16 protein-coding genes are annotated in these 21,373 nt (G+C 74.2%); 12 read left to right on the top strand and 4 right to left on the bottom strand.

Annotated elements, in window-relative coordinates:
* Positions 1–247 precede the first annotated feature (247 nt).
* Together ACFV7Q_RS28655 and ACFV7Q_RS28650 are read left to right on the top strand one after the other, a co-directional pair.
* On the top strand, positions 248–952 hold the full coding sequence (locus ACFV7Q_RS28655) for a response regulator transcription factor (RefSeq protein ID WP_385432620.1): 705 nt from the start codon (positions 248–250) through the stop codon (positions 950–952).
* Positions 953–964: 12 nt separating this feature from the next.
* Positions 965–2,392, top strand: coding sequence for an ATP-binding protein (locus tag ACFV7Q_RS28650; protein ID WP_385432619.1), 1,428 nt, complete (start codon positions 965–967; stop codon positions 2,390–2,392).
* A gap of 26 nt (positions 2,393–2,418) precedes the next feature.
* Here ACFV7Q_RS28650 and ACFV7Q_RS28645 read toward each other — a convergent pair whose 3' ends face one another.
* Both ACFV7Q_RS28645 and ACFV7Q_RS28640 read right to left on the bottom strand, forming a co-directional pair.
* Positions 2,419–4,614 (bottom strand): endo-beta-N-acetylglucosaminidase, encoded by a 2,196-nt coding sequence (locus ACFV7Q_RS28645; protein ID WP_385432617.1) that lies wholly within the window; start codon positions 4,612–4,614, stop codon positions 2,419–2,421.
* Between the two features lie 99 nt (positions 4,615–4,713).
* Positions 4,714–6,027, bottom strand: coding sequence for a glycosyl hydrolase (locus tag ACFV7Q_RS28640; RefSeq protein ID WP_385432615.1), 1,314 nt, complete (start codon positions 6,025–6,027; stop codon positions 4,714–4,716).
* A gap of 597 nt (positions 6,028–6,624) precedes the next feature.
* On the opposite strand from ACFV7Q_RS28640, the gene ACFV7Q_RS28635 reads away from it, so the two are divergent.
* Together ACFV7Q_RS28635 and ACFV7Q_RS28630 are read left to right on the top strand one after the other, a co-directional pair.
* A complete protein-coding gene (locus ACFV7Q_RS28635) occupies positions 6,625–7,656 on the top strand; it encodes a LacI family DNA-binding transcriptional regulator (protein ID WP_385432614.1) in 1,032 nt (343 codons plus the stop codon).
* A gap of 114 nt (positions 7,657–7,770) precedes the next feature.
* Positions 7,771–8,718, top strand: coding sequence for an ROK family protein (locus ACFV7Q_RS28630; RefSeq protein ID WP_385432635.1), 948 nt, complete (start codon positions 7,771–7,773; stop codon positions 8,716–8,718).
* Between the two features lie 10 nt (positions 8,719–8,728).
* Here the strand turns inward: ACFV7Q_RS28630 and ACFV7Q_RS28625 are convergent, their stop codons facing one another.
* Entirely contained in the window at positions 8,729–9,724 is a 996-nt protein-coding gene (locus tag ACFV7Q_RS28625; protein ID WP_385432612.1) for a TAXI family TRAP transporter solute-binding subunit, read from the bottom strand.
* Between the two features lie 185 nt (positions 9,725–9,909).
* Here ACFV7Q_RS28625 and miaB point away from each other — a divergent pair, with 185 nt between their 5' ends.
* The gene (gene miaB / locus ACFV7Q_RS28620; RefSeq protein WP_385432611.1) at positions 9,910–11,430 is read left to right on the top strand and encodes a tRNA (N6-isopentenyl adenosine(37)-C2)-methylthiotransferase MiaB; all 1,521 of its coding nucleotides are present in this window, start codon (positions 9,910–9,912) and stop codon (positions 11,428–11,430) included.
* Positions 11,431–11,568: 138 nt separating this feature from the next.
* Entirely contained in the window at positions 11,569–12,300 is a 732-nt protein-coding gene (locus ACFV7Q_RS28615) for a class III extradiol dioxygenase subunit B-like domain-containing protein (protein WP_385432609.1), read from the top strand.
* A gap of 157 nt (positions 12,301–12,457) precedes the next feature.
* Here ACFV7Q_RS28615 and ACFV7Q_RS28610 read toward each other — a convergent pair whose 3' ends face one another.
* On the bottom strand, positions 12,458–12,703 hold the full coding sequence (locus ACFV7Q_RS28610) for an antitoxin (RefSeq protein ID WP_385432607.1): 246 nt from the start codon (positions 12,701–12,703) through the stop codon (positions 12,458–12,460).
* 327 nt (positions 12,704–13,030) lie between these two features.
* On the opposite strand from ACFV7Q_RS28610, the gene miaA reads away from it, so the two are divergent.
* The 6 genes from miaA to hflX all read left to right on the top strand — a co-directional run bounded on the left by miaA (position 13,031) and on the right by hflX (position 21,141).
* Positions 13,031–13,969 carry a tRNA (adenosine(37)-N6)-dimethylallyltransferase MiaA gene (gene miaA / locus ACFV7Q_RS28605; RefSeq protein WP_385432605.1) on the top strand — a complete coding sequence of 313 codons (939 nt, stop codon included), beginning with the start codon at positions 13,031–13,033 and terminating at the stop codon, positions 13,967–13,969.
* Positions 13,970–14,100: 131 nt separating this feature from the next.
* Complete coding sequence (locus ACFV7Q_RS28600; protein WP_385432633.1) at positions 14,101–14,613, top strand: hypothetical protein; 513 nt, start codon at positions 14,101–14,103, stop codon at positions 14,611–14,613.
* 66 nt (positions 14,614–14,679) lie between these two features.
* Positions 14,680–15,555, top strand: coding sequence for a diaminopimelate epimerase (gene dapF / locus ACFV7Q_RS28595; protein ID WP_385432604.1), 876 nt, complete (start codon positions 14,680–14,682; stop codon positions 15,553–15,555).
* A gap of 140 nt (positions 15,556–15,695) precedes the next feature.
* A complete protein-coding gene (locus tag ACFV7Q_RS28590) occupies positions 15,696–17,774 on the top strand; it encodes a RelA/SpoT family protein (RefSeq protein WP_385432602.1) in 2,079 nt (692 codons plus the stop codon).
* A gap of 205 nt (positions 17,775–17,979) precedes the next feature.
* Entirely contained in the window at positions 17,980–19,425 is a 1,446-nt protein-coding gene (locus ACFV7Q_RS28585; protein WP_385432600.1) for a M1 family metallopeptidase, read from the top strand.
* Positions 19,426–19,635: 210 nt separating this feature from the next.
* Positions 19,636–21,141, top strand: coding sequence for a GTPase HflX (gene hflX / locus ACFV7Q_RS28580; RefSeq protein WP_385432598.1), 1,506 nt, complete (start codon positions 19,636–19,638; stop codon positions 21,139–21,141).
* The last annotated feature ends 232 nt before the right edge of the window (positions 21,142–21,373 follow it).

Below are 21,373 nucleotides of genomic sequence, written 5' to 3'. Positions count from 1 at the left end.
GCACACCGTCATCACATCTGAGGGAGAATTGAGGATAACGAAACGGCCTCGGATCGATACGCTCCGTACGTGCCGCGGCGGCTCGCGCCGGAAGGCTCGTACCGGGTACATAACGGAAACCGCGCCGGACCGGAACCCCCTTGACGTGGGGCCCCGGATCGGCGTGGATGCTCTCTGGCCCTTTGACCGCGGGCCGGGCCCGGTAACAAGCACAACAGGAAACAGGACCGCAGGAAAGGGGGACGCAATGAGACTGCTGCTCGTCGAGGACGATGACCACGTCGCCGCCGCCCTGTCCGCGATCCTCGCCCGGCACGGCTTCCAGGTGACCCACGCCCGCAACGGCGAGGAGGCCCTGCAGGCCCTGCTGCCCGCCGGGGCCCCGCCCTTCGGGGTGGTCCTCCTGGACCTGGGCCTCCCCGACCAGGACGGATACGAGGTCTGCGGCAAGATCCGCAAGCGCACCTCGACCCCCGTGATCATGGTGACGGCCCGTTCCGACGTGCGCTCCCGGATCCACGGGCTGAACATGGGCGCGGACGACTACGTGGTCAAGCCGTACGACACGGGCGAGCTCCTCGCCCGGATCCACGCCGTCGCCCGGCGCAGCGGCGCCTCCGAGGAGGCCGCGGCCTCCGTCGCGGGCGTTCCCGCCGTGGTCCGGGTCGGGCCCGTCAACATCGAGCTGCCCACCCGCCGGGTCAGCGTGGACGGCTCCGACGTGCCGCTCACCCGCAAGGAGTTCGACCTGCTGGCCCTGCTCGCGCAGCGCCCCGGGGTCGTCTTCCGCCGCGAGCAGATCATCAGCGAGGTGTGGCGCACCAGCTGGGAGGGGACCGGGCGGACCCTGGAGGTACACGTGGCCTCGCTGCGCTCCAAGCTGCGCATGCCCGCCCTGATCGAGACCGTCCGCGGGGTGGGCTACCGGCTCGTCCCGCCGGCCGCCCCCTAGCGGTAGCCCGCCGTGCGCGCCCGCCTGCTCCCGCTGCTCGTCGTCCTGATGGCGGGCGTGCTGCTCGCCCTCGGCTTCCCCCTCGCCGTCAGTCTGGCCGCCGGCCAGCAGCAGAAGGTGGTGGTGGACCGGATCGACGACAGCGCCCGCTTCGCCGCCCTCGCCCAGTTCTTCATCGACGCGGAAGGCTCCGGCAGCAGCGGCGCCGCCGAACGGCGGGAGACGCTCCAGCTCGAACTGGCCCGCTACCAGGAGCTGTACGGCATCCGGGTGGGCATCTTCTACCGCGACGACAACGCTCTGGTCCGGGCGCCCGGCTGGTGGCAGCTCCCCGCGGAGGGCGAGGGCCGGAAGGCCTTCCTGGAAGCCCTCGCCGGGCGGCGCAGCCACGACCCGGCCCAGGTGTGGCCCTGGCAGACCCACGGCAAGCTCCTCGTCGCCTCCCCGGTCGTCCTCGACGGCGACGTCGTCGCGGTCGTGGTCACCGAGTCGCCCACCGACCAAATGCGGGCCCGGATCCTGCGGGGCTGGCTGCTGATCGTCACCGGCCTGGCCGCCGCCATGCTGCTGGCGTTCGGGGCCGCCCTGCAGCTGACCCGCTGGGTCCTCAAGCCCGTCCGGACCCTCGACGCGGCCGCCCACGGCATCGCCACCGGGCGGATGAACTCCCGGGTCGCGGCCGCGAGCGGGCCGCCGGAACTCCGACGCCTGGCCCGCTCGTTCAACGAGATGGCCGACAACGTGGAAGAGGTACTGGAGCAGCAGCGGGCGTTCGTCGCCGACGCCTCCCACCAGCTGCGCAACCCGCTCGCCGCGCTGCTCCTGCGGATCGAGCTGCTCGCCCTGGAACTGCCCGAGGGGAACGAGGAGATCGCCTCCGTGCGCGCCGAGGGCAAGCGCCTGGCCCAGGTCCTGGACGACCTGCTGGACCTGGCGTTGGCCGAGCACGCCTCCGCCGAGCTCAGCCTCACCGACATCGGCGCCCTGGCCGCCGAGCGGGTCGCCTCCTGGCGGCCGTACGCCGAGGAGAAGGGCGTACGGCTCACCGAGGCGGGCCGGACCGCGGTCACCGGGTGGGCCGACCCCATCGCGCTGTCCAGCGCCCTCGACGCCGTCATCGACAACGCCCTGAAGTTCACGCCGGCCGGGGAGGAGGTGACGGTGTCCGTCGCCCCGGTCGGGCCGTCCGTGCACGTCGTCGTCGCCGACCGCGGCCCCGGCCTGACCGAGGACGAGCTGCTCCGCGTCGGCGACCGGTTCTGGCGCAGCGGCCGCCACCAGAACGTCAAGGGCTCCGGGCTCGGCCTGTCCATCTCGCGGGCCCTGCTCGCCGCGGGCGGCGGGTCCCTCTCGTACGCGAAGAACGAACCCCACGGGCTGCGGGTGACCGTGGCCGTCCCGCGCAGCGCCCCGCACAACGGGGTCGAAGGCAACGGCTGAGCCGCGAGCCCGCCCCGACGTACGGGTCAGCGGGCCCATGCGAGGGCGGTGCGGGCCGGGGCGGAGACGGCGTACAGCTCGTCCACGGCCCGCACCTCGAACACCGCCGCCCGCTCCCGGCCGGCCCGGACCACGGTCGGCAGGTACAGGGCGGTGCCGCAGGTGCCGCCGAGGAAGCGGCGGGTGCCGTCCGGGAGCAGGCGGTGCAGCTCGTGATGCCGGACCGGGCCGGGGGACCGCCGCCAGGACAGCCGCACCGCGGCCGTGCCGTGCTGTTCGGCCGCGGCGTCCACGGTCAGTGCGTGCGGAGCGGACGGCCGCGGCCGGGCGGTGGCGTCGCGTACCGACAGGGCGCCGACCCGCCAGGACACCGCTCCCCCTCCCCGCACCGTGATCCGTACGGCCAAGCCGTACGCGGTCCGGCCCGCCAGGGACGACAGCCCGACCCGCGCCGTGCGCCAGCCCGCGCCCGGGGCCGCGGTGCCCGCCGCGAACCAGGTGTAGGGGACGGGCAGACCCGGGCCGGCCGGTTCGCGCACCGCGACCCCGACCTCGACCGTGGCCGGAGCGGAACCCGGATCGGCGCAATGCACCAGCTCCAGGACGCCGGACCGGGGCAGCGCCAGCCGGGTGCCGTGCAGCCCGACCGCGGCGGGTGCGGTGAGCGGGCCCGCCACGAGCAGGCAGGAGCCGCCCCGCCAGGCCCGGGCGAAGTCCAGGGTGACGGAGGGGCGCGGGCCGGCGGTCTCGACGACCCAGCGGCGGCCCGGCAACCGGTCCTGGAGGCCGAGGTGGCTCCACGGGGTGTCGGAGACGACTTCGCCGCGCTCGTACCAGCGCTCGCCGTGCCCGGTGTTGAAGGAGCAGGCGAAGGGCAGGGCGGCCACCGTGGACCGGTCCGCGACGACGGTGGCCGGCGCCCGCCAGCCGTCGCCCCCGGGCGCGGGACGGGCCGGGTCCAGGGACGCCCCCGTCCAGAACCGGTCGTCGGCGCGGTGGAAGGCGGCGGGGGAGCGGTCGGCGAGGTGGTTGCGGGTCCACTCGGGTCGGTAGAAGCCGTAGCTGACGACGTGGTCGCGCCCGCGCGGAACGATCGCCTCCCAGTCGACCGCGGAGTCCCAGCCGCGGGACTCCGCGTCCACCGCCGCCCACAGCTCGTGGCGGCTGCGGCCCAGGCGTTCGGCGAGCCCCGCGGACTCGGCCAGGCTCTGCGCGCTCCACCGGAAGTCCACGAACACGGTGTCCGCGACCCGGCCCGTCCGGTCCTCGAAGAACTCCTGGTTGAGCGGGTTGAGCGCCCCCTGCCAGCCGACCCGGCCGGTGCTGTTCATCGCGTCGTACCAGGTGATCCGCAGGCCGTGGGGTGCGCCGGCCGCCCGCAGGGCGCGCAGGAACTCCCGCATCCGGGTGGCGAGCGCGCTGTCCCCGCCGTCGGTCTCGGCGTTGACGAACCAGCCGTCGAACCCGTACGCGACCGCCACCCGGACGAGCTGTTCGGCGATCGGGAACCGGCCGGGGGCGTCGCGCTGCACGAGGTCGCGGGTCCACTGGAGGTCGCCGCCGTACGCGACGGGTGGCAGGAAGACGTTGCCCAGCACCCGGACGCCGTTGCGGTGGGCGGCGTCGACGACGGGCGCGTTCGGCGCGAGCACGATCCCCTCGCCGGCGGAGCCGCCCCAGAACACCAGCTCGTCGATGTACGCCCAGTGGGTGAGGGCGTAGGTGTCGGCGGTCGGTACCCCTTGCGAGGGGTTCTGGGAGGTGGGGCCGAAGGACACGAGGGAGGCGATCCGTGCCTGGCCGGCTCGGACGGCCGGATGTACGGGCACCGGTGCGAAGCGGGCGGCGAGCGGCACGGTGGAGGTGTTGTGGGCGAGGTCCCGGTCCGACTCCGGGGTCCACTGCCTGAGGGAGCGCCACACGATGCCGGGACCCGGGGTGCCGTGGGGTAGGGAATCGGGGAACCAGTAGGAGGCGTACGGGGCCGGGTCCGCGGGGGCGGCGGACGGCCGGAGCGGGGCGGGCGACGGGGCGGATGGTGAGGGATCCGGCGCGGCGGCGTACGCGGCGAGGGGGGCGCCCAGCAGCGCGGCGGCCCCGCCGGCGGCCCCCGCTCCGGCGGCGAGGATCCGGCGCCGGGTCGGCGGCGGTGCGCCGTCGGGGGAGGGGGAACGGGGCGGGGGAGAGGTGCGAGGGCGTGCGCCGTTACCGGACTCGGACATGCGGGGCTCCTCGGGGACGTGACGGGGTCGGCGACGGGGATCGGCGGATCGGCGACGGGGATCGGAAGACCGGTGGCAAGGGCGGGGCGGGGGGACGTGTCAGCGGACGTCGGGGACGCGCAGCACCTCCGTGATGCCGCGCGCGGACAGATGGGCGGGGTCCTCCGCCAGCTCCGCCAGCACCACCGCCGGCCGGACCCCGTCGGCGGCCAGCGCCGCCCACGCCTCGAAGAAGGCGCCACCGGGCGCGCACACCGACCGCCCAGGCGCGGCCTTCGCCCCGCCGACGTCCACGGACAGCGCGGTGGACCGGACGGCCGGCTGGTGCTCCCGGCCCCGCCACCTGGCGGCGATCCGGGCGAGGGCGGCACCGGCCGGCTTGGTCCGGCGGTCGTTGGTGAGCAGGCCGAGCCCGTACTCCAGCTCGGGGAAGTCCGCGAGTTCCCGGGACACGTCGTGCGAGCACCACCAGGTCACCCCCCACAGGTCCGGGCAGTCCAGGGCGGCGGCGAGCGTGGCCTCGGTGAAGGCGGCCGCGTGTTCCGGCGGGATCAGCGGCGCGGGCGCACCGACCTCCTGGAGCCACACCGGGCGGTGCGGGTCCGCCGCCCAGGCCTTGGACAGCTCGACCAGGTAGGCGGCGTGCTGCTCGGTCGCCGCCCCGGTCCGGCCGTGCCGCTGCGCGGTGCCGTTGAACACCCAGGAGTGCACGGCCGTGGCCGCACCGAGCCGGGCCGCGTGCGCCGGCGTGAACGGGTGCCCGTCCCGGTACCAGGCGGCGTCGTACTCGGCGTGGACGTGGAACCGGCCCGGCGCGCCCCGCTCGCAGGCGGCGAGCATCCGCTCCAGCCAGCGCCCCGCCTGTTCCGGGGTGATCCGGTCCGGGTCGGGGTGCGGGTCGTCGGAGAACTGGTTGATCTCGTTGCCGACGGTCATTCCGAGGAAATTGGTCCGGTCGGCGAGGGCGGCGGCGAGCGTCCGCAGGTATTCCTCCTGCCCGGCGATCACGTCCGGGTCGCCGAAGATGTTCCGCCGGTGCCAGGTCCCGGTCCACGCGGGCAGGAAGTCGAAGCTCGACAGATGTCCTTGGAGCCCGTCCACCGCGACGTCGAGGCCGCGGTCGGCGGCCGCGTCCGCGAGCGCGACCAGCTGCTCGACGGCACGCGGCCGTACCAGCGCCCGGTTCGGCTGGAAGAGCGGCCACAGCGGGAAGACCCGTACGTGGTCCAGCCCGAGCGCGGCGATCGAGTCGAGGTCGGCCGCGAGTGCGTCGGGGTCGAAGTCGAGCCAGTGGTGGAACCAGCCGCGTGACGGCGTGTGGTTGACGCCGAAGCGGACGGTTCGGGTGGTTCGGCCGGTTGGGGTGAACCGGCCGGTTCGGGCGGGCGGGGGAACGGGGGTGCCGTCACGCATGAAGGATCCCGGAAGTCGCGGGGAATTCTCCGGACGCCCACAACGTGCCGCGCCCGCCAGGGGATAGTCAACAGGGCCTTCGAGGCCAAAGGAAACGACGCTCCTATGCCCTCCCCGGGCGTCTAATGCGGTTTAGCTCTGCCGGCGGTCAAAGGCCTCACACGAGGAAGTACGCGGAAATGGACAGCGGTATTTCGGTCACGGTCGCCACCATCCCCGCACTCTCCGCCGGCCCACCGGCCACCCCGCGCAGGTGGTGCGCGTACGGGATGCGCTTCCGCGGACGCGACCGTCTCGTTCTCCACACACCGGCGGGCGCCCGCCGTGCGGGTCCGGATCGGCAGCAGCGGCCCCCGCAGCCCGCTCACCGGCCTCGCCCGCGCCGTGTCCGTACGGCACGGGGCAGTTGGCCGGCCACGCCGTCCGGCCCGTCCGCGTACCGCAGGAAACCGGCCGGCCGAGGCGGAGCTTCCGGCTGCACCAGCCGCCGGGCCCCACCCCGGGCACGTACAGGATGGCCGTCAAGCACGCCCGCCGGGGCAGAATCGCGTACGGTCCGGCCATTGGCGTCCGCGCACCCGAGGGATGAGGCAGGCCATGGCCCGCAGACCCACCATCAAGGACATCGCCCGCCGGGCCGGGGTGTCCGAGAGCGCCGTCTCCTTCGCGCTCAACGACAGGCCGGGCGTCTCCGAGGACACCCGCGCCCGGATCCGCGGCGTCGCCGAGGAGCTCGGCTGGCAGCCCAACAGCGCCGCCCGCGCCCTGTCCGGGGAACGCGCGGGCGCCGTCGGGCTGGTCCTGGCCCGGCCCGCCCACACCCTGGGCGTCGAGTCCTTCTTCCTCCAACTGGTCTCCGGCATCCAGGAGGTGCTCTCCGCTGGCCGGACCGCCCTGCTCTTCCAGGTGGTCGACGACGTCGACGCCGAGTGCGCCCTGTACCGCCGCTGGTGGGCCGAGCGGCGCGTCGACGGCGTGCTTGTCGTCGACCCGCGCACCCGGGACCCGCGCCCGCAGCTCCTCTCCCACCTCGGTCTGCCCGCCGTCACGGTCGGCGGTACGGGTGCTCCCGGCCCGCTGTCGTCGGTCTGGGCGGACGACGCCCGGGCGATGGCCCGGGTCCTCGACCACCTCCACGGTCTGGGCCATCGCCGGATCACCCACATCGCCGGGCTGCCGGGTCTCGCCCACACCGCCCGCCGCATCGACTCGCTGCGCGCCGAGGCGGCGGCGCGCGGGCTGGGGCCGCAGGAGGTGCGCTCGGTGGTGACCGACTACTCCGACGCCGAGGGGGCGGCCGCCACCCGACGGGTCCTCGCCGGGCCCGAGCCGCCCACCGCGCTGGTCTACGACAACGACGTGATGGCCGTGGCCGGCAGCGCCGTCGCCGCCGAGCTGGGCATCGCCGTCCCCGACCGGCTCTCGATCGTCGCCTGGGACGACTCGGCCCTGTGCCGGGTCACCCACCCCCGGCTCACCGCCCTCGTGCGCGACACCGCGGGATTCGGCCGGCTCGCCGCCGAGGAACTGCTCGCCGTGGTCGCCGGGGGTGCGCCCCGGGCCCGCGAGGGGGAACAGCTCAGGCTGGAGCCCCGCGAGAGTACGGCGCCGCCCCCGGCCGCATACTGATTCCGACCTCGTTCTGGAGCCCCCGTGACCTCACCCAGCCCCTCCTTCCCCGCCCCGGGTGTCACCGGCGGAGCCGCCGCCCCGGGCGACCCCGGTGCGACCGCCGGCCCGTCGGTGGCGATCGACATCGGCGGCACGAAGATCGCCGGTGCGCTGGTGCTGCCCGACGGCACGATGACGGCCACGACCCGCCGCCCGACCCCGCGGGGTACGGACGCCGACGGGGTGTTCGCCGCCGTTGCGGAGGTCGTCGCCGAGCTGGCCCGCTCGCCCCTGTGGCCGGCGGCGGTCCGCTGCGGCATCGGCAGCGCGGGCCCGGTCGACGCCTCGCGCGGCACCGTGAGCCCGGTGAACATCGGCGCCTGGCGGGAGTTCCCGGTCCGGGCCCGGGTCGCCGCGGAGCTGGCCCGGTACGGCACCCCGTTGCCCACCGTGCTGGTCGGCGACGGCGTGGCCATGACCGCGGCCGAGCACTGGCTGGGTGCGGCCCGGGGCCACGCGAACGCCCTGTGCATGGTGGTCTCCACCGGCGTCGGCGGCGGCCTGATCCTGAACAACCGGCTCCACCCGGGCCCCACCGGCAACGCCGGCCACATCGGGCACATCAGCGTCGCGTTCGACGGCCCCCCGTGCGTCTGCGGCAGCCGCGGCTGCGTGGAGTCGATCGCCTCGGGCACCGCCATCGCCCGCTGGGCCGGGGAGCAGGGCTGGACCCCTGCCGGGGGCGCGGCCGGCGACGCCACGGCGGCGGGCGTCGCCGCGGCTGCCCAAGCCGGGGACCCCCTCGCCCTGGCCGCGTTCGACCGCGCGGGCCGCGCCTTGGCCGCCGCCATCGCGGCCGGCGCCACCCTCGTGGAGACCGGCATCGCTGTGATCGGCGGCGGAGTGGCCGCCTCCGGCGACACCCTCTTCGGGCCGATCCGCGCCCATCTCGCGGACTACGCCACGCTCTCGTACGTCGGCGGCCTGCAGGTGGTCCCGGCGACCCTGGGCACCCGTGCCGGACTGATCGGCGCCGCCGCCGCCGCGACGATGCTGTTGCCCGGGACGGCCGGGCGCTGAGGCCCCGCCCTCAGGGCTTCACCGAGCGGTAGTACCGTCCGGCGCCCTCGTGCAGGTCCAGCGGATCCGTGTAGATGGCCGTCCGCAGGTCCACCAGCTGCGCCGCGTGCACCTCGTGCCCGATCCGGTCACGGCTGTTGATCACCGTCCGCGTGAACTGCTCCGTCAGCCCCGGATCGGTCTCCTCGGTGGTCACCAGCAGGTTCGGCACGGCCAGGGTCGCCACCGACGAGGTGTTGCGCGCCCGCGAGTACGCGTCCTGCGGCATCACCGCCGCGCGGTAGTAGCGCGCCGGGCTGCCGCTGCCCTGCAGCGCCTCCACCAGGTCGCCGAGCTGCACGAGCCGGATCTCGAACCGCTCCGCCAGCTCCTTCACCGCGTTCGTGGGCAGGCCACCGGACCAGAAGAACGCGTCGATCCGCCCGGCCTCCAGCTCCGCCGGCATGGTGTCGATGCCGATGGGGACCGGGGTGATGTCCCGCGCCGGGTCCAGCTTGGCCGCCGCCAGAAGCCGCTCCGATACCAGGCGCACACCCGACCCCGGCTGGCCGATCGCCACGCGCTTGCCGCGCAGGTCCCGGGCCGACTGCACCGGCGACCCGGCCGGCACCACCAGCTGCACGTAGTCGTCGTACAGCCGCGCGACCCCGCGCAGCCGTTCCGCGCCCGGCTTCCCGTCGGCCCGGTACTTCGAGACCGCGTCCGCCGTCGCCACGGTGAAGTCGGCCTGCCCGGTCGCGACCCGCGCCAGGTTCTCCTGCGACCCCTCGCTGGTTTCCAGCCGGACCCGGACCCCGGGGACGTCCCGTGCCAGCGCCTGCTCCAGCAACTGGCCGTAGCGGTGGTAGACGCCCGTGCGCACGCCCGTGCTGAAGGTCAGCTCGCCCTTCAGCTCCGGCTCCCCGAAGGGCCGCAGCCACCACACAAGCAACCCGAGCACGGCGAACACGGCCACCAGCCCCCACAGGGCGGTGCGCCTGCCGGAACGGGGCGGAACGTGAGCCATGGGCGCGATCCTGCCACCGTCGCGGCGCCCTGTCACGGGGCGCCCGTCGCTGCGCGCGGACCGGGACCGGATCGCGGGCCGGACCGCGGGCCGGACCGGAGCCCGACCGGAGCCCGACCGGGGCCGGACCGAGGCCGGACCGAGGCCCGGCGGGAGGGTGTCGCGGCAGCACCTACCCTTGTTCCATGACCAGCAGCAGCGACCGGAGCACGGCAGTGGACGTCAAGGGAACATACGAGGTGCGCACCTACGGGTGCCAGATGAACGTGCACGACTCCGAGCGACTCTCCGGTCTGCTGGAGGAGGCGGGCTACACCCGGGCCCCGGAGGGCTCCGACGGCGACGCCGACGTCGTGGTCTTCAACACGTGCGCCGTCCGCGAGAACGCCGACAACAAGCTGTACGGCAACCTCGGCCGGCTCGCCCCGATGAAGACCAAGCGCCCCGGCATGCAGATCGCCGTCGGCGGCTGCCTGGCGCAGAAGGACCGCGACACGATCGTCAAGAAGGCCCCGTGGGTCGACGTCGTCTTCGGCACCCACAACATCGGCAAGCTGCCCGTCCTGCTGGAGCGCGCCCGCATCCAGGAAGAGGCGCAGATCGAGATCGCCGAGTCGCTGGAGGCCTTTCCCTCCACCCTGCCGACCCGCCGCGAGTCCGCGTACGCCGCCTGGGTGTCGATCTCCGTCGGTTGCAACAACACCTGCACCTTCTGCATCGTCCCCGCCCTGCGCGGCAAGGAGGAGGACCGCCGTCCCGGCGACATCCTCGCCGAGATCGAGGCCCTGGTCGGCGAGGGCGTCTCCGAGATCACCCTGCTCGGCCAGAACGTCAACGCGTACGGCTCCGACCTCGGCGACCGCGAGGCCTTCTCCAAGCTGCTGCGCGCCTGCGGGCAGATCGAGGGCCTGGAGCGGGTCCGCTTCACCTCCCCGCACCCGCGCGACTTCACGGACGACGTGATCGCGGCCATGGCCGAGACCCCGAACGTGATGCCGCAGCTGCACATGCCGCTCCAGTCCGGCTCGGACCGGGTCCTCAAGGCGATGCGCCGCTCGTACCGCCAGGAGCGCTTCCTCGGCATCATCGAGAAGGTCCGCGCGGCCATCCCGCACGCCGCGATCTCCACCGACATCATCGTGGGCTTCCCCGGCGAGACCGAGGAGGACTTCGAACAGACGATGCACGTGGTCCGCGAGGCACGCTTCGCCAACGCGTTCACCTTCCAGTACTCGAAGCGCCCCGGGACCCCGGCCGCCGACATGGAGGGCCAGATCCCCAAGGAGGTCGTCCAGGACCGCTACATGCGCCTGGTGGCCCTCCAGGAGGAGATCTCCTGGGAGGAGAACAAGAAGCAGGTCGGCCGCACCCTGGAGGTCATGGTGGCGGAGGGCGAGGGCCGCAAGGACGGCACCACGCACCGTCTGTCCGGCCGCGCCCCCGACAACCGGCTGGTCCACTTCACGAAGCCGGACGAGGACGTCCGCCCCGGTGACGTGGTGACCGTGGAGATCACGTACGCGGCCCCGCACCACCTCCTCGCCGAAGGGCCGACGCAGTCCGTGCGCCGCACCCGGGCCGGCGACGCCTGGGAGAAGCGCAACGCGGCCCCGGCGCAGCCGAAGGGCGTCATGCTCGGCATCCCCACCCTGGGCGCCCCCGCCCCGCTCCCGGAGTCGGCCCCGTCCTGCGGCATCACCGGCTGAACCCGCGCGCGGTGCAGGAGCCGGCGGTCGGGCCGCTCCCGCGGGCCAGGCCGACGGCCGTAAGCGGCCCGCGAGCCATGCGGGCCGTGCGGGGTCCGCGGACCCTGCGGGGCCGTGTCGGCGGCTAGGCTGCGGATCATGCTCGTAGCCGCCGCCGTCTGCCCCGCCCCGCCGCTCCTCGTGCCCGAGGTGGCCGCGGGGGCCGCCGCCGAACTGGGCGACGCCCGTACCGCCTGCTCCGACGCCCTCGCCGTGCTCGCCGCCTCCCGCCCCGACCTGCTGGTCGTGGTGGGTGCCGCCGAGGAGGGGGAAACCGGGTCCTACCCCCAGGGCGCCCGCGGCGACTTCCGCCGCTTCGGCGTCGGGGTCGACGTGCGCCTCGGGGACAGCGCCCGCGCCGGGGACGGGGGCGGAGGTGCGGGCGCCCGTCCGCTGCCCCCGTCGCTGGCCGTCGGCGCCTGGTTGCTCGACCACGCCCGCTGGGGCGCCGCGCCCCTGGAGGCGCTCGCGGTGCCCGAGGCGCTCGACACCCCCGGCTGCCTGCGGACGGGCCGCGAACTCGCCGCGCGCGCCGAGCGCGTCGCCCTCCTCGTCATGGGCGACGGCAGCGCCTGCCGGACCGTCAAGGCCCCCGGCTACCTCGACGAACGCGCCGCCCCCTTCGACGCCGCCGCCGCGCGGGCCCTCGGCGACGCCGACACCGCAGCCCTCGCCGCCGTCGACGCAGGCTTGGCCCGGGAGCTGCGGGCCGCCGGCCGGGCCCCCTGGCAGGTGCTGGCCGGCGCCGCCGAGGGCGCCGGGTTGGACGGACGGCTGCTGTACGAGGACGCCCCCTACGGCGTCGGCTACTTCGTCGCCGCCTGGTCCTAGCCGGTCCGATGGGGTCCCGGGCGCCCGGCACTCCCGGCCGCCCGGCACTCCTGGCCGTCCGGTATTCCCGGCCGCCCGGCGGCTCCGGCTGGCCGCGGCTCCGGACAGGAGGAAGGGGCGCGGAGCCCGTCGCTCCGCGCCCCTTCCGGGACTCCGGTCAGGAGGCGGCCGGCGGCGTCGGCCCGCCGGGGGAGTCCTTGTGCGCGATCTTGCCCAGGGCTTCCTTCGCCTTGCCCGTTCCGGACGTGATCCTGTCGCTGTACTTGCCGTGCGCCTTGGAGTCCACGGCCTTCGCGACCTTGTCCAGACCCTCGCCGATCCTGCCCTCGTTCCTGTGCGCGAGGTCGCCGACCTTCTCCTTGGCCGGAGCGAGCTTGGCCTTCAGCGTGTCCAGCAGGCCCATGGGTCACCTTCCCGTGGCGGTGGCTACGTACGGGCGCCCGCGCCGGCTTCGCCGTCCGCTGCGGGTTCCTCCGTCGCACCCTCCGTCACGACGTCATGGGCCGACCACGACGTCATGGACCGCGCATCGCCCGCGCACCGAAAAAACCGGCCAAAACGCCTATTTCTGCTCCCTCTCAGGTTACTCGGAAGGGCGAAGTCCTGTCCGGCCCGGCCGCCCCTGCGCCGAGCGCACGCCCGGCGGAACCACGCCCGACCAGTGATCCCCCGCCCGCCCCCTCATGCCACTCGATCGGGTGCATGCCGGATGGTTTGCGAGACTGGTTCGGTGAGCAAAGCAGCCCCCGCCCCGCGCGTCATCGCCGTCGTCGGCCCCACCGCAGCCGGAAAGTCCGACCTGGGCGTGGCCCTGGCCCGCCATTTCGACGGCGAGGTCGTCAACGCCGACTCCATGCAGCTCTACCGCGGAATGGACATCGGCACCGCCAAACTGACGGAAGAAGAGCGCGGCGGCGTCCCGCACCACCTCCTCGACATCTGGGACGTGACCGAGACGGCGAGCGTCGCCGAGTACCAGCGCCTGGCCCGCGCCGAGATCGACGAGCTGCTCGCCCAGGGCCGCACGCCCGTCCTCGTCGGCGGATCCGGGCTGTACGTCCGCGGCGCCCTCGACGCCATGGAGTTCCCCGGCACCGACCCCGGCGTCCGGGCCCGGCTGGAGGAGGAGCTCACCGAACACGGCCCCGGCGTCCTGCACGCCCGGCTCGCCGCCGCCGACCCTGCCGCGGCCCGGGCGATCCTGCCGAGCAACGGCCGCCGCATCGTCCGGGCCCTGGAGGTCATCGAGATCACCGGGAAGCCGTTCACCGCCAACCTGCCCGGCCACGAGTCCGTGTACGACACCGTCCAGATCGGCGTCGACGTGGCCCGGCCGGAGCTCGACGAGCGGATCGCGCGGCGCGTGGACCGGATGTGGGAGGACGGGCTCGTGGACGAGGTCCGGGCCCTGGAGTCCCGCGGTCTGCGCGACGGGATCACCGCCTCCCGGGCGCTGGGCTACCAGCAGGTGCTGGCCGCCCTGGCCGGCGACTGCACCGAGGAGGAGGCCAGGGCCGAAACGGTCCGCGCCACCAAGCGGTTCGCCCGCCGCCAGGACTCCTGGTTCCGCCGCGACCCCCGCGTCCACTGGCTCAGTGGAGCCGCCGAAGACCGTCGGGAACTCCCCCGACTCGCGCAGTCGTTGGTCGAACGAGCGGTTACAGCCTGATCACGTGATGGCATCGGGACGCCCCGCGCGCGCGTTCGGGGCCCCGGACCGTGCCATCATCAAATTCCGCGGGTGTGGTCACCAGCGGTGAACGGCAGCGTGCGAAGTCCGAGTGGGGAGGGCGCGTGGCGATGGAGGCCGGCCCTCGTGACACCGGGCGGGACGGGACGCGGGGGACGACGGACCCTGCGGTCCTCGGCGATCCCGCCGTCCCCGAAGAGCTCGGGCTGCCCGCCGACCCCGCCCGCCTGACCTCCGACGGCCCGGACGTCACCGGCTCCGGCGAAGGCGAGGAACCGGGAGGCCCCGAGTTCGAGGTCGAGCTGCGCCCGCAGCGCCGGCTGCGCATCTGGCAGATCGCCCCGATCGTGATGCTGGCCGCCGCCGGCTCCCTGATGTTCGCCTTCCCGCTCGCCTTCGAGTTCGGCGACGGCGGAGCCGTGGTCGCCATGCTCGGCTTCCTGATCAGCTGCTGCGCGGCGGGCTGGGGCATGATGGCCGCGCGCCGCGTCGGCTACACCTGGCCCGGGCTCCCGCCCCGGGGCAGCGGCCGCCGGCCCGACTGGCGCATCGCCGCGCTGTACGCCCTGGTCGTGCTGGCCGTCGTAGGCCTCGCGGTCTACCGGGTGGCCCGGCTCCGGTAACGCCCCGGCCGGCCGCCCCCGCCGTGCCCGACGACTCGTGGGAAACCCCCTCGGTACGATGGGCGCGTGACGCAGACCAGCCTCTCCTTCCTCAAGGGCCACGGCACCGAGAACGACTTCGTGATCGTCCCGGACCCGGACAACACCGTCGACCTGCCCGCCGCCGCCGTCGTGAAGCTGTGCGACCGGCGCGCCGGGATCGGCGCGGACGGAGTCCTGCACGTCGTCCGGTCCGCCGCCCACCCCGAGGCCGCACACATGGCCGACGAGGCCGAGTGGTTCATGGACTACCGCAACAGCGACGGCTCCGTCGCCGAGATGTGCGGCAACGGCGTCCGCGTCTTCGCCCGCTACCTCCAGTACGCCGGGCACGTCGAGCCCGGCGACCTCTCCGTCGCCACCCGCGGCGGCGTCAAGCACGTACACCTCGACAAGAGCGGCGACGTCACGGTCTCCATGGGCCGCGCCGCCCTGCCGGAGGAGCAGGTCACGGTCGTCGTCGGCGACCGCGCCTGGCCCGCCCGCAACGTGAACATGGGCAACCCGCACGCCGTCGCGTTCGTCGACAGCCTCGACCACGCCGGACGGCTGCTCGACGCGCCCCAGTACAGCCCTGCCGAGGTCTACCCGGCGGGCGTCAACGTGGAGTTCGTCATCGACCGCGGCCCCCGGCACGTCGCCATGCGCGTCCACGAGCGCGGCTCCGGCGAAACCCGCTCCTGCGGCACCGGCGCCTGCGCCGTCGCCGTGGCCGCCATCCGCCGCGACGGCGCCGACCCGGCCGTCACCGGGCAGCCCGTCACGTACACGGTGGACCTCCTCGGCGGCACCCTCCTCATCACCGAACACCCCGACGGCCGGATCGACATGACCGGACCCGCCGTGATCGTGGCCGCGGGGGAGCTCGACCCCTCCTGGCTCACCGAAACGGTCTTCGCCTGAAGGTTCCCTCTCATGGGTGATCCGTTTCACGCTCAGCGAGAGGCGGACTGCGCCACGTGGTGGGGCCGGTAGCATCAGACACCGGCCCTGAGGGCTCACCCCATGCCCGCCGCAGCCGGTCGAAGCCGCCGGAGGTGCCCATGAGTGCAGAGGCCACGAACCCCGAAGCACGATCCGAAGCGCGCCCCGAGCTCCGCAGACGGGGCCGGACCCGCATTGACCTGCGCCGACTCGGGCGCGCCGCCCTCCTCGGGCCCACGCCCCGGGACCGGCTGCCCGATGCCATCGGCCACGTGGCGGAGGCGCACCGCGCCCACCACCCCGACGCGGACCTGTCCATCCTGCGCCGCGCGTACGTGCTCGCCGAGTCCTCGCACCGCGGCCAGATGCGCAAGAGCGGTGAGCCGTACATCACACACCCGCTCGCCGTCACCCTGATCCTCGCCGAACTCGGCGCCGAGACCACCACGTTGACGGCCTCCCTCCTCCACGACACCGTCGAGGACACGGACGTGACCCTCGACCAGGTCCGCGCCGAGTTCGGGGACGAGGTCTGCTTCATCGTCGACGGCGTCACCAAGGTCGAGAAGATCGACTACGGGGCGGCCGCCGAGCCCGAGACCTTCCGCAAGATGCTCGTCGCCACCGGCAACGACGTGCGCGTCATGTCCATCAAACTCGCCGACCGGCTGCACAACATGCGCACCCTCGGCGTGATGCGCCCCGAGAAACAGGCCCGGATCGCCAAGGTCACCCGGGACGTGCTCATCCCGCTCGCCGAACGGCTCGGCGTACAGGCCCTGAAGACCGAACTGGAAGACCTCGTCTTCGCCATCCTGCACCCCGAGGAGTACGAGCACACCCGCGCCCTCATCGCGGCCCACGCCGGCGAGGCCGACCCGCTGCCCGGCATCGCCGACTCCGTACGGACCGTCCTGCGCGACGCCGGCATCACCGCCGAGGTGCAGGTACGGCCCCGGCACTTCGTCTCCGTGCACCGCGTCGCCCTCAAACGCGGCGAGCTGCGCGGCTCCGACTTCGGCCGGATCCTCGTCCTCGTCGGCGAGAACGCCGACTGCTACGCGGTGTTGGGGGAACTGCACACCTGCTTCACCCCGGTCATCTCGGAGTTCAAGGACTTCGTCGCCGCCCCCAAGTTCAACCTCTACCAGTCCCTGCACACCGCCGTCGCCACCCCCGACGGGTACGTCGCCGAGGTCATCGTCCGCACCCGGCAGATGCACCGCGTCGCCGAAGCCGGCGTGATCGCCCTCGGCAACCCGTACGCCACCGCCGCAGCGGACGGCGGCGACGGCGACGAAGAGCGCGTCGACCCCACCCGGCCCGGTTGGCTGGCGCGGCTGCTCGACTGGCAGCGCTCCGCACCCGACCCCGACGCCTTCTGGAGCGGGCTGCGCGCCGAGCTCGCCCAGGACCGGGAGATCACCGTCTTCCGCACCGACGGGGGCACGCTCGGCCTGCCCGCCGGGGCCACCTGCATCGACGCCGCCTACGCCCAGTACGGGGAGACGGCCCACGGCTGTATCGGCGCCCGGGTCAACGGGCGCCTCGCCTCTTTGGGTACCCGGCTGTCCGACGGGGACACCGTGCAGCCGCTGCTCGCCCAGGACTCCACCTCCGGGCCCGCCGCCGAATGGCTGGAGCACGCCAAGACCCAGGCAGCCCGGATCGCCATCAGCAGCTGGCTCCGGGACCACCCCGACGGGGCCACCCCCACCACCACCCCCGCACGGGCCCCGCTCTCGGTGGTCGGGGCCCGGGGCGGCGGCGGCAACGCCGTGGCCGACCTGCCCGACGCCCCCGTGCGCCTGGCCGGCTGCTGCACGCCCGTGCCCCCGGACGAGGTCGCCGGGTTCGTGGTGCGGGGCGGGGCCGTCACCGTCCACCGCGTCGAGTGCGCCGCCGTGGCCCAGATGCGGTCGCTCGGGCGCACCTCCGTCGCCGTGCACTGGCGGGCCACCGCCGACTGCCGGGTCACCCTGACCGCGGAATCGTTCGGCCGCCCGCACCTGCTGGCCGACCTGACCGAGGCCATCGCCCGCCAGGGGGTCGAGGTGGTCTCCGCGACCGTGGAACCGCCCGTCGAGCAGCGGGTCCGGCACACCTACACCCTCCAGCTGCCGGACGCGTCCGTCCTGCCCGCGCTGATGCGGGCGATGCGGGACGTGCCCGGGGTCTACGACGTGGACCGGGCGTAGGGCGCACACCGGGCGGGCGGGTCGGAGGGCGGGGGCCGGCCGGTCCGGGCGGGCGGTCACGGGGCGGGAGGCCCCGGGGCCTGCCGGGCGGTCAGTCGGCCGAGTCAGCCGCACGGCGGCCGGGCCGACGCCGGAAGGTCCCGTTCGGGTGGACCCGTCGCGCGCCGTACCCCGGCCCGCGGCGGGCGCTGGTATGCGGTGGGGGATGCAGCTCACCTCCCCACGCCTGCGCGCCGCCCTGCTCGCCGCGGCCTCCCTGACCCTCACGGCCGCCGCACTGCCCCCGCCGACGCCGCTGGGCATCGGCGACACGCTCTTCCCACAGCTGGGCAACCCCGGGTACGACGTCCTGGCGTACGACCTGTCCCTCACCTACCGGGACAACACGAGCCCCCTCGACGCGGTCACCGAGATCAACGCCCGCGCCCAGGAACCGCTGGAGCGGATCAACCTCGACTTCACCCACGGCACGGTCGCCTCCGCCGAAGTCAACGGGGAACCGGCGCGCTTCGAGAGCGCCGGGGAGGACCTCGTGCTCACGCCCGCGACGCCGGTGACCCGCGGCGGCCCGCTGCGCATCACGATCAAGCACACCAGTGACCCCCGCGGCATCGCCGACGGCGGCTGGGTGCCCACCGAGGACGGGCTCGCCATGGCCAACCAGGCCGACGCCGCCCACCGCGTCTTCCCGTGCAACGACCACCCCGCCGACAAGGCGTACTTCACCTTCCGGATCACCGCCCCCAGCGGACTCACGGCCGTCGCCAACGGCCTGCCCGGCGCCCTCCCGGCCCGCACCGCGACGGGCGCGACCACGTGGACGTACCGCACCCTGCACCCCATGGCCACCGAGCTCGCGCAGGTCTCCATCGGTGACTCCGCCGTCGTGCGGCGCACCGGACCGCACGGACTGCCCCTGCGGGACGTCGTCCCCGCCGCCGACCGTGAGCGGCTGGAGCCCTGGCTGAAGAAGACCCCGCGACACATCGAGTGGATGGAGGAGCGGGTCGGACGCTACCCCTTCGAGACCTACGGGGTGCTGATCGCCAAGGCCAAGACCGGCTTCGAGCTGGAGACGCAGACCCTCTCGCTCTTCGAGAGCAGCATCTTCTCCGACGACGGCTACCCCGAGTGGTACGTCGAGGCCGTCATGGTCCACGAGCTCGCCCACCAGTGGTTCGGCAACAGCGTCACCCCCCGCACGTGGTCCGACCTGTGGCTCAACGAGGGGCACGCCACCTGGTACGAGGCCCTGTACGCCGACGGCCTCGGCACGTACTCCCTGGAACGGCGCATGCGCGAGGCGTACCAGCGCTCCGACCAGTGGCGTGCGGCCGGCGGGCCACCCGCGGCGCCGAAGCCGGCCGCCCCCGGCGAGAAGATCGGACTGTTCCGGCCCGTGGTCTACGACGGGGCCGCCCTGATCCTGTACGCCCTGCGGCAGGAGATCGGCGCCGCCGCCTTCGACCGGCTGGAGCGGCGCTGGGTCACCGAGCACCGCGACTCCGTAGCGGGCACCCAGGACTTCGTGCGCATGGCCTCCGACGTGGCAGGACGGGACCTGAAGCCCTTCCTGGAGCCGTGGCTGTACGGAAAGACGACCCCGGCGATGCCCGGGCACCCGGAGTGGGGCGGCCCGAAAAGCGTGTGACCCGGCCGGAACGGGCATGTCACCATCGAGAGGGCCGTTCGCCGGAGGGAATCTTCCGGTGGTGTGACCCGTTGACCGTGACAGTACTGTGTCGCGTGCGGCACGCGCGGTCAGCGGAGCTGTAGCCAGGAGCGATGCCCCCGGCCGCGTACCGCGCGCGGCCCCGCGGCCACCCGATGCGGGCCCATTCGACACCGACGTAAGGATCCCATGACCTCCTCTTCTTCCCCTTCCCAGGACGCGCGGGGCGCACAGGACGACGTGCGCGCTTCGCAGAGCTTCACCGAGGGCCTTCGGGCCGACGCCCTGATGGAAGAGGACGTCGCCTGGAGCCACGAGATCGACGGAGACCGCGACGGCGACCAGTTCGACCGCTCCGAGCGCGCCGCACTACGCCGCGTCGCCGGTCTCTCCACCGAGCTCGAAGACGTCACCGAGGTCGAGTACCGACAGCTGCGCCTGGAGCGCGTCGTGCTCGTCGGCGTATGGACCTCCGGCACGGTGCAGGACGCGGAGAACTCCCTCGCGGAGCTCGCCGCCCTCGCCGAAACCGCAGGCGCCCTCGTGCTCGACGGCGTGATCCAGCGCCGCGACAAGCCGGACCCGGCCACCTTCATCGGCTCGGGCAAGGCGCAGGAGCTGCGCGACGTCGTGCTGGAGAGCGGTGCCGACACCGTCGTGTGCGACGGTGAGCTCAGCCCCGGCCAGCTCATCGCCCTCGAAGACGTCACCAAGGTCAAGGTCGTCGACCGGACGGCCCTGATCCTCGACATCTTCGCCCAACACGCCAAGTCCCGAGAGGGCAAGGCACAGGTCGCCCTCGCGCAGATGCAGTACATGCTTCCGCGCCTGCGCGGCTGGGGCCAGTCGCTGTCCCGGCAGATGGGCGGCGGCAGCGGCGGCATGGCCACCCGCGGCCCCGGTGAGACCAAGATCGAGACGGACCGGCGTCGGATCCGCGAGAAGATGGCGAAGATGCGCCGGGAGATCGCGGAGATGAAGACCGGCCGCGACATCAAGCGGCAGGAGCGGCGCCGCAACAAGGTGCCCTCCGTCGCCATCGCCGGCTACACCAACGCAGGCAAGTCCTCGCTGCTCAACCGCCTCACCGGCGCGGGCGTGCTCGTAGAGAACGCCCTGTTCGCCACCCTCGACCCGACCGTGCGCCGGGCCGAGACGCCGAGCGGCCGGGTCTACACCCTGGCCGACACCGTCGGCTTCGTCCGGCACCTGCCCCACCACCTCGTCGAGGCGTTCCGCTCCACCATGGAGGAGGTCGGCGACTCCGACCTCATCCTGCACATCGTGGACGGCTCGCACCCGGCCCCGGAGGAGCAGCTGGCGGCCGTACGCGAGGTCATCCGTGAGGTAGGCGCGACCGACGTGCCCGAGATCGTGGTGGTCAACAAGGCCGACGCCGCGGACCCGCTGGTCCTGCAGCGGCTGCTGCGCATCGAGCGGCACTCCATCGCCGTCTCGGCCCGCACCGGGCACGGCATCGAGGAGCTCTTGCGGCTCATCGACGCCGAACTGCCGCGGCCCGCGGTCGAGGTGGAGGCCCTGGTGCCGTACACGCACGGCTCGCTGGTCGCCAAGGCGCACGCCGAGGGCGAGGTGATCTCCGAGGAGCACACCGCGGAGGGCACCCTCATCAAGGTGCGCGTCCACGAGCAGCTGGCGGCGGAGCTGTCCCCGTTCGTCCCGGCGAACCGGTGACCGGCGCGCACACGCGCTGACACCGCAGCCGGTACGGGAGCTGGTACCGCACAAGGCCCGAGCCGGAGAAGACGGAGGCCCCCCGCACGGAACCGTGCGGGGGGCCTCCGTCGCGGGCGCGGGACCCGGCCCCGGCCACCACCACCCGGGGCACGAGGGTGCCTTGGACTTGGGGCGGCCCCCGGCCGAGATGCCCAAGGCCGGGGGGGCGGGCCGCGGGCCCGCCCCCCCC

The organism is Streptomyces sp. NPDC059851, from assembly GCF_042732005.1.
Lineage (GTDB): Bacteria > Actinomycetota > Actinomycetes > Streptomycetales > Streptomycetaceae > Streptomyces.
Note: the sequence above shows the minus strand (reverse complement) of the source record. Positions and strands in the feature narration are given on the sequence as shown.

What these genes read in the sequence shown, in the direction of transcription:
- ACFV7Q_RS28645 (WP_385432617.1), bottom strand. Translation starts at nt 4,614, where the DNA reads ATGTCCGAGTCCGGTAACGGCGCACGCCCTCGCACCTCTCCCCCGCCC.
- ACFV7Q_RS28640 (WP_385432615.1), bottom strand. Translation starts at nt 6,027, where the DNA reads ATGCGTGACGGCACCCCCGTTCCCCCGCCCGCCCGAACCGGCCGGTTC.
- ACFV7Q_RS28655 (WP_385432620.1), top strand. Translation starts at nt 248, where the DNA reads ATGAGACTGCTGCTCGTCGAGGACGATGACCACGTCGCCGCCGCCCTG.
- ACFV7Q_RS28635 (WP_385432614.1), top strand. Translation starts at nt 6,625, where the DNA reads ATGGCCCGCAGACCCACCATCAAGGACATCGCCCGCCGGGCCGGGGTG.
- hflX (WP_385432598.1), top strand. Translation starts at nt 19,636, where the DNA reads ATGACCTCCTCTTCTTCCCCTTCCCAGGACGCGCGGGGCGCACAGGAC.
- ACFV7Q_RS28625 (WP_385432612.1), bottom strand. Translation starts at nt 9,724, where the DNA reads ATGGCTCACGTTCCGCCCCGTTCCGGCAGGCGCACCGCCCTGTGGGGG.
- ACFV7Q_RS28590 (WP_385432602.1), top strand. Translation starts at nt 15,696, where the DNA reads ATGAGTGCAGAGGCCACGAACCCCGAAGCACGATCCGAAGCGCGCCCC.
- ACFV7Q_RS28585 (WP_385432600.1), top strand. Translation starts at nt 17,980, where the DNA reads ATGCAGCTCACCTCCCCACGCCTGCGCGCCGCCCTGCTCGCCGCGGCC.
- ACFV7Q_RS28610 (WP_385432607.1), bottom strand. Translation starts at nt 12,703, where the DNA reads ATGGGCCTGCTGGACACGCTGAAGGCCAAGCTCGCTCCGGCCAAGGAG.
- miaB (WP_385432611.1), top strand. Translation starts at nt 9,910, where the DNA reads ATGACCAGCAGCAGCGACCGGAGCACGGCAGTGGACGTCAAGGGAACA.
- ACFV7Q_RS28600 (WP_385432633.1), top strand. Translation starts at nt 14,101, where the DNA reads ATGGAGGCCGGCCCTCGTGACACCGGGCGGGACGGGACGCGGGGGACG.
- ACFV7Q_RS28615 (WP_385432609.1), top strand. Translation starts at nt 11,569, where the DNA reads ATGCTCGTAGCCGCCGCCGTCTGCCCCGCCCCGCCGCTCCTCGTGCCC.